This window comes from Verrucomicrobiota bacterium, from assembly GCA_016871535.1.
GTDB lineage: Bacteria > Verrucomicrobiota > Verrucomicrobiia > Limisphaerales > SIBE01 > VHCZ01.
Genome location: VHCZ01000205.1, coordinates 1 through 11,217, shown reverse-complemented (window position 1 = coordinate 11,217; position 11,217 = coordinate 1). Strand labels below are relative to the sequence as shown.

At 60.4% G+C, this 11,217-nt stretch carries 11 protein-coding genes; 2 read left to right on the top strand and 9 right to left on the bottom strand.

Going from position 1 to position 11,217, the window contains the following annotated elements; genetic code table 11:
• From mraY to FJ398_20855, 8 genes are all read right to left on the bottom strand, one after another.
• Window positions 1-1,032 (bottom strand): phospho-N-acetylmuramoyl-pentapeptide-transferase (gene mraY / locus FJ398_20890; protein MBM3840371.1); only part of this gene is annotated, 1,032 nt, incomplete at its 3' end.
• 8 nt (window positions 1,033-1,040) lie between these two features.
• Window positions 1,041-2,450 (bottom strand): UDP-N-acetylmuramoyl-tripeptide--D-alanyl-D-alanine ligase, encoded by a 1,410-nt coding sequence (locus tag FJ398_20885; protein MBM3840370.1) that lies wholly within the window; start codon window positions 2,448-2,450, stop codon window positions 1,041-1,043.
• Window positions 2,451-2,463: 13 nt separating this feature from the next.
• Window positions 2,464-3,984, bottom strand: a complete 1,521-nt coding sequence (locus FJ398_20880; protein ID MBM3840369.1) for a UDP-N-acetylmuramoyl-L-alanyl-D-glutamate--2,6-diaminopimelate ligase — start codon at window positions 3,982-3,984, stop codon at window positions 2,464-2,466.
• A 28-nt stretch (window positions 3,985-4,012) separates the two neighbouring features.
• Window positions 4,013-5,908, bottom strand: a complete 1,896-nt coding sequence (locus tag FJ398_20875) for a penicillin-binding protein 2 (protein MBM3840368.1) — start codon at window positions 5,906-5,908, stop codon at window positions 4,013-4,015.
• Between the two features lie 81 nt (window positions 5,909-5,989).
• The gene (locus FJ398_20870; GenBank protein MBM3840367.1) at window positions 5,990-6,373 is read right to left on the bottom strand and encodes a hypothetical protein; all 384 of its coding nucleotides are present in this window, start codon (window positions 6,371-6,373) and stop codon (window positions 5,990-5,992) included.
• 1 nt (window position 6,374) lies between these two features.
• Window positions 6,375-7,304 carry a 16S rRNA (cytosine(1402)-N(4))-methyltransferase RsmH gene (gene rsmH, locus FJ398_20865; GenBank protein MBM3840366.1) on the bottom strand — a complete coding sequence of 310 codons (930 nt, stop codon included), beginning with the start codon at window positions 7,302-7,304 and terminating at the stop codon, window positions 6,375-6,377.
• Between the two features lie 21 nt (window positions 7,305-7,325).
• Entirely contained in the window at window positions 7,326-7,895 is a 570-nt protein-coding gene (locus FJ398_20860; protein ID MBM3840365.1) for a hypothetical protein, read from the bottom strand.
• A 5-nt stretch (window positions 7,896-7,900) separates the two neighbouring features.
• Complete coding sequence (locus FJ398_20855; protein ID MBM3840364.1) at window positions 7,901-8,365, bottom strand: hypothetical protein; 465 nt, start codon at window positions 8,363-8,365, stop codon at window positions 7,901-7,903.
• 306 nt (window positions 8,366-8,671) lie between these two features.
• On the opposite strand from FJ398_20855, the gene queA reads away from it, so the two are divergent.
• Both queA and FJ398_20845 read left to right on the top strand, forming a co-directional pair.
• Window positions 8,672-9,748 carry a tRNA preQ1(34) S-adenosylmethionine ribosyltransferase-isomerase QueA gene (gene queA / locus FJ398_20850; GenBank protein ID MBM3840363.1) on the top strand — a complete coding sequence of 359 codons (1,077 nt, stop codon included), beginning with the start codon at window positions 8,672-8,674 and terminating at the stop codon, window positions 9,746-9,748.
• Between the two features lie 87 nt (window positions 9,749-9,835).
• Window positions 9,836-10,576, top strand: coding sequence for a hypothetical protein (locus FJ398_20845; protein MBM3840362.1), 741 nt, complete (start codon window positions 9,836-9,838; stop codon window positions 10,574-10,576).
• Here the strand turns inward: FJ398_20845 and FJ398_20840 are convergent.
• Entirely contained in the window at window positions 10,513-11,043 is a 531-nt protein-coding gene (locus FJ398_20840) for a cob(I)yrinic acid a,c-diamide adenosyltransferase (protein MBM3840361.1), read from the bottom strand. The two genes, FJ398_20845 and FJ398_20840, sit on opposite strands and share 64 nt — an antisense overlap.
• Window positions 11,044-11,217 lie beyond the last annotated feature (174 nt).

Here is an 11,217-nt window from a genome sequence, read left to right as displayed (position 1 = left end):
CTTCGTGTATTTGAAATAACCCGTCTGGCAAACGACGGAGGCCGCTTCGAGGACAAAGACTCCGCCGGCGATCAACAGCACAAACGGTTGATGAATCAATACGGCAAGAATGCCCAAGGCACCGCCGAGGGCCAGCGAACCGGTATCGCCCATGAACATCTGCGCGGGGTGGCAGTTGAACCACAAGAATCCCAGACCGGCTCCAATCATCGCCCCACAAAAGACCGCCAGTTCCCCCGCCCCCGGAACGTAAGGCACCTGCAAATAGGTCGCGAACCGAATGTTGCCCGCGACGTAAGTGAACACCAGAAACACGGTCGCAACGATCAACGTGCAGCCAATGGCCAGACCGTCCAGACCGTCGGTGAGATTCACGGCATTGGAAAAGCCGACGATCGTCAGCACGGTCACGAGCAATCCAAGCGCGCCGACGCCCGTCAGCACGGGGTATTTGTAGAACGGAACCATGAGCTCCGTGATCAGTTCGCTCGTGGCGGGCAGCAGCCAAAGGTACAGCCCAATGAACAAGGCCAGCAGAGTTTGCACGGCCAGCTTGATGTACGACTTGGCGCCGCGGCTGTTTTGCAGCGCGATCTTCGCGTAGTCGTCGTAAAATCCCAGGCCCGACAGCACGACGAGCGAGAGCAACGTCAGCAACACGAGCTCGTTCCACTGCGCCCACAGCAACGCGGACAGGTCCATCGCCGTCACGATCAGCACGCCGCCCATGGTGGGCGTGCCGCGTTTGCTCAGGAGGCGCGCGGCCATCTCGCCCGCTTCCTCGGCTTTGTCGGCATAGTTCTGGCCGAACTTCAATTGCTTCAGCCAATCGATCACTCGCGGTCCCAGCCACCAGCTCAGCGCCAGCGCTGTGAGGGCGGCGCCCGCGCTGCGAAACGTGATGTAACGGAATACGCGTAGGAACGAAAACGGGTCGGCCCATTCTGTGCCCGCCGCCCGCTCCTGGATGTATTGACTCAGATAATAAAGCATGCGTCGGTCGGTCGATGGCCCGTAGTCATTCCTCTGCATTTTGCGGTTCACCTCGCCGCGCCGCCCGCGCGCAGCATTTCGCTGATTCGCTCCAGTCGTGTCGCGCGGGAAGCTTTCAAAAGAATCACATCGCCCGGTCGCACAAATTCCTTCAGCGCGGCGGTCGCCGTTTCCACGGCGGAGAATTCGCTGACCGCGTCCAGGCCGGCGTCTCGCGCGGCTTTCCCCATTACCGAAGCCATGTTCCCCACCGCAAAGAGGCGGCCGATCCCGACTTCAGCCGCATAACGCCCGACTTCGGCGTGAGCCTCAGGGCTGTGTTTCCCCAACTCGGCCATGTCCCCGAGCACCGCGATCCGCCGGCCTTCGCAGGGGAAATCCCGCAGCGTTTGCAGCGCCGCGCGCATCGAATCGGCGTTGGCGTTGTAGGTGTCGTCCAGAATCTGCAGGCCGTTCCCTCGCCAAAGCTGGAGACGCATCTTGGGTGGAGCGCAGCCGGCCAGGCCGTGCTGGATCTCAGCACGGCTCAGACCGAGTTCCTTCCCGACCGCTACGGCGAGCAAAGCGTTCCGGACTTGATGGTGGCCCAGCAGGCGGACCTCGTATTCTCCAGAAAATTCTGCGTCGGGCGCCGTCACGTCGAATTTCACCCCCGTCTCAGTGACCCGCGCATCCCGGACGCGCCAATCGTTCGTCGGTTCAAAACCCACGCGCACGACGTTGGCGCGCGTCCGCGCGATCGCTTTCGACATGGGCTCGCAATCGCCATCGACGAAGAGCTTGCCGTCTGCGGGCAAGAGTTCTGCCAGCCAGCCCTCCTCCTGCGCGACGCCCTCCACGTCGCCGAAGAACTCCAGGTGTTCGCGGCCAATATTCGTGAGGAGGCCGTAGCGCGGCTGAATCATTTCCACGAGCGGCGCCAGTTCGCCGGGATGGTTGGTGCCGACCTCGAGAACCGCGGCTTGATGCGCTTCGTTCAAGTTCAGGAGCGTCATCGGCACGCCGATGTCATTGTTGAAGCTCGCTTCGCTTCGAAGCACTTCGAAGCGCTCGCGCAACACGGCCGCGACGAGTTCTTTGGTCGTGGTTTTTCCGTTGGACCCGCCCACGGCAATGAACGGGAGGGCAAAATCCTTTCGGTAACGCGCGGCCAGTCTCCCCAGCGCCTGCCGCGTGTTGGACACGCCGATGAGCGCGCATTTTTCAGAGCCGCGCGGCACCTTGGCCTGGTTCACAATCGCCGCGCACGCGCCGTTCTTGAAGACCTCGGGCAAAAAATCGTGGCCGTCGAACCGTTCGCCTTCCAGCGCAACGAACAGATCGTTGGCCTGAAGCTGCCGCGAGTCCGTGCAAACGCGGCAGACGCGGGCGCGCGGCGAACCGCTCAGCAGTTTTCCGCCGCACGACTCGGCAATGAATTTCAAAGTGCGCAGCTCCATGCTCCAGTTCAAGCTCATTGGTTTTTTCGAGTTAGTTCCCCGGGGTGAGCGGCGCCGCTTCGATTCCGCATCCGGAAAGCGGCCGGAGCGTTTCCAGCGATTCGCGCGCGTAGATTCGGTCGTCAAACGGGATGACGGTGTCTTCAAATTCCTGATACGTCTCGTGGCCTTTTCCAGCAATGAGCACCGTGTCGCCGGGGCGTGCCATGGCGATGATCTCATAGATCGCGCGGCGGCGGTCCAATTCCACCAGGCACCGCGATGGACGCACACTGCGGTAGCCTTCCTCGACCTGGGCGGCGATCCGGGCGGGATCTTCTTTTCGCGGATTGTCCGTGGTGATCACGGTGAAATCCGCCAGCTCCGCGGCCGCGCGCCCCATCTTGGCTCGCTTGCCCTGGTCGCGGCTGCCGCCGCACCCGAAGGCGACCAGCAGACGTCGCTCGGTCAATTCGCGCAAGGTAGTGAGCACCTTCCGCAAGGCGTCCTCGGTGTGCGCATAATCCACATACACGCCGAACGGAAAGCCGGCGGAGACGTTTTCCAAACGGCCCGGCACAGGGTCCATCGTGTTCAACGCCGTTTTCAGCGGCGTCGCGCCAAGTTTGAGGACGAGGCCCGCGCCCACGGCGGCCAGGGCGTTATACACGTTGTGGCGTCCGATGAGCGGCAAGCGGCAATGGAAATTGAACTCCGGCGTTTCCACCGCCATCCGCGTGGCGTCCTTGCCGAGTTGAATTTCCGACGCGCGAAGCATCGCCGTCTCGCGCAGGCCATAGGTCAATTGGATTTCCGCTTTGGTTTCGGAAAGCAGCCGCTGGCCAAACGCGTCTTCGATGTTGATCACCGAACCGCCTCGCTTGGTGCCGAGAAACCGCGGCGTGAAGAGCCGCTGCTTGGCTTGGAAATATTGGTCCATCGTGCCGTGGTAATCCAGATGGTCCTGGGTGAGGTTGGTGAAGATGGCGACGTCGAAATCCACGCCGCAGACGCGCTTCTGATCGAGCGCGTGCGAGCTGACTTCCATGACACACGCCTCGCAGTCCGCGCGCACCATGCTCGCCAGCATTTGCTGGACTTCGAGCGCTTCGGGCGTGGTGCGCTGGGCCGGAAACACGCGTTCGCCGACTTCGTAACGGATCGTGCCGAGCAACCCGGTTTTGATGCCCGCCGTTTCCAACAGGTGTTTGACCATGAAAGCCACGGTGGTTTTCCCGTTCGTGCCCGTCACTCCGATCACGCGGAGCTTTGTGCTCGGATGCTGGTAGTAAGCCGCGGCGGCCAGAGCCAGCGCCTCGCGAACATCGGTCACTTTGATTTTTGTGACCCGTTGTGACACGAAGCCGTTGCGCTCGCAAATGACCGCGGCGGCGCCGCGGGCGATGGCGCTGTTGATGAAGTCGTGGCCATCGACGTTCTGGCCGGGAATGGCCACGAAAATCATTCCGGGGCCGACCCGGCGCGAATCATAAGTGATGCCCGCGACCTCGCGGTCGAGCGAGCCTTCGACGCTCACCGTCGGAAACTCATTAATCAATTGCTTCAGTTGCATGATGGTCTCCTCCACTTGCTCGGAGAATCTACTGTTGGTTCACTCCGCTTGCAAACGGCCCGCGGGAACTGTGCTGCGCCAGCGCATCCGCCGGCGGCAAGTCCGGCTGGATCGCCAGATATTTGGCCGCGCGTTCGGCCATGGCCCGAAAGGCCGGGGCCGCTGTCAGGCCGCCGTAGTAAGTCGGCAGTTTGGGTTCGTCCAAAAACACGCCCAAGCAGAGTTCGGGGTGATGGGCCGGGAAAAAGCCGATGAACGAGGCAAAGTACTTCCCCGGCACGTAGCCGCCGGGCCCGGGCTTTTGCGCCGTCCCCGTTTTACCGGCGACCGAGTAACGCTCCAGCTTTGCCCGGCGCGCGGTCCCATTGGTTGAAACCACTTGTTTCAGGGCCGCGGTCATTTGCGCGGCGGTCGTTTCGCTGATCACACGCCGGACTAGTTGGGGCGAGTATTGCGCGATCACCTGCCCTTGATCGTCCTCGACCCGATCCACCAGCATCGGCTGCATCAAGACTCCGCCGTTGGCAATCGCGCTCATGGCTAAAGTCAACTGCAACGGAGTGATCGCGATGCCCTGCCCGATGGGGATTCGCGAAATCGAAAGCTTGCTCCACTTCTTCGGCGGATAAACCAGACCATCCTCCTCGCCCAGCAACGGGATGCCCGTCCGGCTGCCGAAGCCGTAGCCCTGGATGTAGGAATAGAGGCGGGCGGGTCCCATTTGAATCGCGATCTTGGCCGTGCCGATGTTCGAGGATTTGGCCACGACCTCTTCGACGGAAAGAATCCCCGCCGGGTGATCGTCTCGCAGCGAGCGCCCCGCAAAGAAGAAGCGGCCATTCTCACAGTCGATCCGCGTGTCCAACGTCATGAGTCCGTCGTTGAGCGCTCCGGAGACGGCGACGATCTTGAAGGTCGATCCCGGTTCCGCCAAGTCCGTGATGACGCGGTTCCGCAGGATCGCCGGAGGAAATTCCCCGGCCCGATTCGGATCGAACGTTGGCTGGTTAGCCAGGGCCAGGATTTCTCCCGTGCGCGGCCTGATAACGAGCGCGGACGCGCTGACGGGCGAATGCTTTTGCATCACTTCGGCCAACTCCGATTCGACGATGTGTTGGAGGCCGGCGTCGAGGGTGAGGATGACGTGGCGACCTGAATGCGGCTCGACTTCTTGATCGCGAAATGTCACCAACTCCCGCGCCCGCACCACTTCCGTGCTCCGCCAGCCCGGAACGCCGGCCAGCGCGGAATTCATCTTCAACTCGATGCCCTCCGCGCCGGTGATGTCGCGGACCGGCCCCAAAATCGTCTGGCGCTGCGTGTCACCGACGAACCCCAAGACATGCGCCGCCAGCGTGTGATTGGGATAAATCCGATGCTGATCCTCGCACGCTTCCACATAGATCGCGCTCTGCCGGAGGTTGCGGAGAAAGGCCCGGTCTTTGGCATTCAGTTTCTTTTCCTCGACGCTGAATTGAATTCCTTTCATCGCCGCCTGAATTTTTTCCCAGATCTCCACCGCGACTTTGCGTTTGAGGACGACGTGACGATCCTGGCGCGTCTGGCCCTGGTGATCGACGAAGCTGCGAATCTGAAGTTTTTCCACGAGGTTGCTCTCGGCGATTTCGAGCAGCGGTGAAAGCAGGCGAGCCACCTCGGTTTGGTAGCTGCCGATCAGCGTGGGGTCCGCGCACACGGTCTTAACAAACAAGCTGCTCGCGAGGACGTTGCCGCGCCGGTCTCGAATTTCGCCGCGCCGCGGTTGCAGAAGAAGCACCTGATGCGTGTTGCGCTCGGCTTGTTTGCGGAGTTGATCGTGCTGAACGACCTGCAAGTCCACCAGGCGGTAACCGAGCGTGGCGAAGGCGATGGCGAGCAGAACCGCCATCGCCACTAATCTCCTGCAGTTCAATGTCTGAGCCATACGACTTTCGGCTTCGTCTCACGCCGCGCTTCGGATCCGCCCTCTGGGCAACGCGAAGGGCCGCCGCGGCGGAGACCTGGGTCAATCGCGCGCCTTCGTCAAAAGGCTGTGCCGAGCATACAAATGATTCGTGGCTTCCGACGGCGCTGGCCGGGTGAGTTCGACCAATCGGACGATCTGTTCGGGCTGCGGCGCCACCAATCCCAGATTCATCTGTTTGATCCGGGCTTCAAGCTCGGACGGAGTTTGCAGCGAATCCAGAATCCGGGCGCGCATGACGTTGTCTCTCCGGAGCTTGCTCAAGCGGTTCTCCAGGTCGCGGAATTGCCCGCCCAAAACTTGCAACTGGTTCTTTTGGCCGACGTAACCGATGGCCATGCCGGCGATGAAAAGACAGATCAGGCAAGCCTTCAAAGCCGGGCCGAACCGGATGACGATCGGCTGCATTTTGCGGTTTCGGGCCATATCACAATTTCTGCATCACTCGGAGCTGCGCGCTTCGGGCGCGCGGGTTCGCTTTGGTTTCTTCGTCCTTCGGCTGGACAGCTTTCCTGGTTACCCAGGCCATCTCCGGGCGCTTGGGCCGCCGAAGTTCCGGAATGTCCTCCGTCCCCTCCACGGAATAATCGCGGGCGAGTTTTCGACCAAACTCCTTCACGATTCGGTCTTCCAGGCTGTGAAACGTGATGACCAGAAACCGCCCCCCGGGCTTCAGGACGGCCCAGGCTGAATCCAGGCCACCCCGCAACTGCCCCAACTCGTCATTCACCGCGATTCGCAGCGCCTGGAACGCGCGCGTGGCAGGATGAATCCGCAGTCGCTTTTGCGGGGCCAAGCGCTCGATCAAAGCAGCCAGTCGACGCGTCGATTCGATACGCCGATGAACTCGTTCCTGGACGATGGCTCGCGCCAGACGATGGCTTTGGCGTTCGCCGCCGAATTCCCAGAAGATTCGCGCCAACTCGCCGGCGCTCGCCTCATTGACGAGATGAGCGGCGGTAAATGTTTGGCTTCGATCCATGCGCATGTCTATCGGGCCGTCAGATTGGAAACTGAAACCTCGTTCCGGGTCGTCGATCTGCATTGAACTGACTCCGAGATCCAGGATGACTCCATCGCATCGCTCCGGCCCCAGCCATTCTGCCAGTCCCGTGTAACTTGAGACCCGCAACTCGAACCGTCCGGCAAACTCAGCCAGGCGATTCGTGGCGACCTCAATCGCGGATGGGTCTCGATCACATCCATACAACCGGCCTGTTGGGGCGCTTGCCTTCAAAATCGCCGCAGCGTGGCCACCCGCGCCAAGCGTTCCGTCTGCGTAAGTGCCCGATGGCCGAGGGGCAAGAGCCGCAATGGCTTCCGCCAAAAGCACCGGCGTGTGGACCAGGTTGGACACGGGATTCGCACATTTGGTGGCTTAGTGCCGCGAGCGGCCTACTTCAAACAACTGCCCGGCAAACCGGGACAGACTGGCAACTTTCCGGACGGCGCCGGCCTGCAAGTCTGATTTCGTCGCCGCCCGCTCGCGGAGGCCTGGCCTGGAAGCGCCGACAAACTCGAAATCGCTTTCGGTCAGATCGTTCCGAACGACACGCACGTTGTCCAATCTCGCTCCACCCCGCGAAGGTTTCCCTCCGGACGGAGAAGCCACCGAAGCAAACGGGTGCAGCAGTCTGGCCCAAAGCTTTGCCGCGTAAGAAAGCGCCGGCTCACCAAACGCGTCGTGCCTGGCCGATTTCCCAGGGGGGAACGAGACTCTTGCCGCATCCGGCACGCTGAGCCCGTTGTCTTTGGAATCCGCAAGGCCGCTGTCGCGCTGGCGGGCTGAATCGAAGAATGCGCAACTCGGCTTCACGGTGGCGTGGGATTCCAAGGGCCCGCACTGGAGGTTGGGAATGAGATTCTCGCGAACGTCACGGAAACGATTGGGTTCGCTTTTGACGATCATCCAGCTTTTGCTGGCGGTTAAGAGTCGGATAAGTCGCATAAGAACTAGATCAATTGAAATGCCTCAGTTGTCAGTTGCTCATCGAAAGTGCTCACGGAGTCATACCGCTCTGGGTTCCAGATCTGGAATCGATCGACCAAACCGACCAGGACGGCTTCCCGATCGATCGCGGCGGCCTTGGCCATAGACTCCGGAATGCATATCCGTCCGACTTTGTCCAAGGCCACCTGATCTGATTTCGTCCCCACCAGACGGCGAAGTGCTTCAGCCTTGGGATCCGCCAGGGGCATCGCCTTTAGCTTTTCCACCAGCGCTGCCCATTGCTCAGGCGGCAACGCGAGCAGACATGCGTCTCTCTGACCACCTCTGGGCCAAATAATCAGCGTGAACTGAATTTCACCGGATTCCGGGCGCCACTTAGCTGGGATCTGCACTCGCCGCTTGTCGTCCACTCCATGACGGTAAAGCGAATTGTAAAAGATTTGTCCGTTTGTGCTGACGGGCGTCATTTTGTTACAGAACGATCAACCTACAACCCATAACACCCCACTTCTATCCACTTTACTTTTGCGTGTCAATTAAGAATGCTATTTTTTATGAACAACTTATTCACAAGGATTAATCCTTGTGAATAAATTGCTTACAGAATAATTCACAGTTAATGAATCCGTGTTTTGAAGCTTGGTTTGCCCTGAGTTGGCGAAATCCTCCATCCCCCACTCTATTCTCGGCGTTCATCCGCGTCTATCTGCGGTTCAACTGCGGAGTTTAGTTCAAAACCTTGGGTCAAGTGGTAGAACATGTCCCTGGCGAACGTGAGAACGAGTGATTTTGATTTTGAATTGCCGCCGGAGCTGATCGCTCAAATCCCTGTCGAGGACCGGGACCAATCCCGTCTCTTGGTTTTGGAGCGGTCCACAGGCAGAATCCAACACCGGCGATTCGCCGACCTGCCGGAATTCCTGAGGCCCGGAGACCTCCTCATCCTCAACAACTCGCGAGTGCTGCGAGCGCGGCTGTGGGCCACGAAAGACTCCGGCGGCGCTGAAGTTGAGATTCTGCTGCTTGAAGAATCCGAGGCGAACGTCTGGTGGGCGCTGCTGCGGCCCGGAAAAAGAATTCGCGCGAGAACGCAATTGTCACTTAAGGATACGACACAAAGCAGCGCCGGCGTCGGCGTTGAGGTATTGCGCAAGTCGGCCGAGGGCCAGTATCTGCTGAAGTTCTCCGGAACGCGCGACATCACGGAAGAACTGGACCGCCTCGGCGAAATCCCTTTGCCTCCTTACATAACCCGGCGATCGCACACCGCGCCGATCAACGACGCCGAGCGTTACCAGACCGTGTACGCAGATCGACTCGGCTCCGTCGCGGCTCCGACCGCTGGTCTTCACTTCACGGACCGGCTCCTGAGTCAGATTCGAGCAAAGGGCGTTGCGATCCGGCACGTGACTCTGCACGTAGGTCTGGGAACATTCGCGCCCGTGAAGGCTGAATCGCTTGAGAACCACATCATGCACGAGGAACGGTTCGAGCTGAGTTTGGAGACCGCCGAGGCGATAAGGAAAACGCGCCGCGCTGGAGGCCGCATCGTGGCCGTCGGAACGACCAGCGTGCGCGTGTTGGAAGCCGTGGCCGCGAGTCTTGCCGGGAACATTGCGCCGGCTGCGGGCCGCACGCGGATTTTCATCTACCCCCCCTACCCTTTCCGGATGGTGGAGGCGCTGGTGACGAATTTTCATTTGCCGCGTTCCACGCTGCTCATGCTCGTCAGTGCCTTTGCGGCGCCCAATGAAACCCGCGGCGGGGAGCTGATTCTGTCCGCCTATGCCGAAGCGATCCGCGAGCGCTACCGTTTTTTCAGCTACGGCGACGCGATGTTGATCCTTTGATCAATGCACCCCCATTTAACCCATTTGACGATTTAACTCTTTTAACGACTCCGGCAGCGCTTCTCTGACAGCACCCTGAAACCTGGCATGACAAAAGACCCGTTGCCCTTCGTATTCGTCAACATGGCGATGACGGCCGACGGCAAAATTGCGACGGCGAATCGAGCGGTGTCGTCCTTCAGCAGCCCGCGCGACCAGGAGCAACTGCTGCTGCTCCGGAGCCGGGCAGACGCCGTCATGGCGGGAGCGCGCACGTTGGATCGGAATTCAATCACTCTGGGCCCCGGTCCGGAGCGGTATCGACGCTTGCGCCTCAAACAGGGCTTCGCGGAATATAATCTGCGCATTGTGGTCAGCGGGTCCGGCAGCGTGGATCCTCGGGCGGAAGTCTTTCGGCGTCGTTTCTCGCCGGTCATCGTTTTGACGACCGAGCGCGCCGGTCGCGCGGCGTTGAAAAGACTGCGCGAAGTCGCGGACGTCGTCCGGATTTGCGGGGAACACTCGATTGATTTCGCGGAGGCTGCCCGCTGGCTCAGGAAACAGTGGAACGTCAATCGCTTGCTCTGCGAAGGCGGAGGCGAATTGAACGGAGCGTTGTTTGCCGCCGGCCTGGTCGATGAATTGAACCTGACAATCTGCCCCAAGATTTTTGGAGGACGTGGCGCGCCCACCATTGCCGACGGCCTGGGGGCCTTGACGCTCCATGACTCCACACGGCTGACGCTAAGGTCGATGAGACGCGTGAACGATGAGTTGTTCCTCGTTTACGATTTGCTTTCTACCCAGCGCGCGAAGAGCCAGAGCAAATCCGACAAGCGGTTGAGATAAACGAGGATTTCCGGGTTGGCCAATTGATTGGCTTCCGGCAGCGCGCAGACCCCGCGCTCGGCACGGCGGCAAACGGTTCTCGCCACGTCGAGCGCCGCTGAAGCCACGGTGGCGCCGGGAGTGGCCCACCCCTTGTAATTGATGCCTTGACCTTCGATCTCTTTGACGAGCCGGTCGAGTTTCGCGGTCATTTCCGGAGTCACTCTCGAATAACCGTCGCTTTGATAGCGCGGCAAATCCTCGACCGCCGTCGCCAGTTCGCCCATCAGAACCACCAGATCTTGCTGGATGGCGAGCAGGTTCGCGGTGACGAACTCGTGCGAACCCGTGGCGCGCGCCAGACCGACGGCGGCGTTGAGCTCGTCCACGGAGCCGTACGCCTCGACGCGAGGATCGCGCTTGGAGACACGGCGATTGTACATCAGCCCGGTCGTCCCGTCGTCGCCTTTCCTGGTGGAGATGCTCATGAACTCGTGAAACGTGGGAGGTAAAACGTAAGAAGTAAAACGTAAAACGGGACGCGTCTTTTCAGTTTCATAAGTCCAGCACGTTGGGGTGTTTGGCGTGAATGAGCGCGTGGAGTCGTTCGCGACCGCCGCGAGCTGAATTGAAGCGGCTCTGAAAATCCCCCGTGTTGCATT

Coding starts and splice junctions, on each gene's coding strand:
- FJ398_20885 (MBM3840370.1), bottom strand. CDS start 2,450: ATGAGCTTGAACTGGAGCATGGAGCTGCGCACTTTGAAATTCATTGCC.
- FJ398_20880 (MBM3840369.1), bottom strand. CDS start 3,984: ATGCAACTGAAGCAATTGATTAATGAGTTTCCGACGGTGAGCGTCGAA.
- FJ398_20875 (MBM3840368.1), bottom strand. CDS start 5,908: ATGGCTCAGACATTGAACTGCAGGAGATTAGTGGCGATGGCGGTTCTG.
- FJ398_20870 (MBM3840367.1), bottom strand. CDS start 6,373: ATGGCCCGAAACCGCAAAATGCAGCCGATCGTCATCCGGTTCGGCCCG.
- FJ398_20860 (MBM3840365.1), bottom strand. CDS start 7,895: ATGCGACTTATCCGACTCTTAACCGCCAGCAAAAGCTGGATGATCGTC.
- FJ398_20855 (MBM3840364.1), bottom strand. CDS start 8,365: ATGACGCCCGTCAGCACAAACGGACAAATCTTTTACAATTCGCTTTAC.
- FJ398_20845 (MBM3840362.1), top strand. CDS start 9,836: ATGACAAAAGACCCGTTGCCCTTCGTATTCGTCAACATGGCGATGACG.
- FJ398_20840 (MBM3840361.1), bottom strand. CDS start 11,043: ATGAGCATCTCCACCAGGAAAGGCGACGACGGGACGACCGGGCTGATG.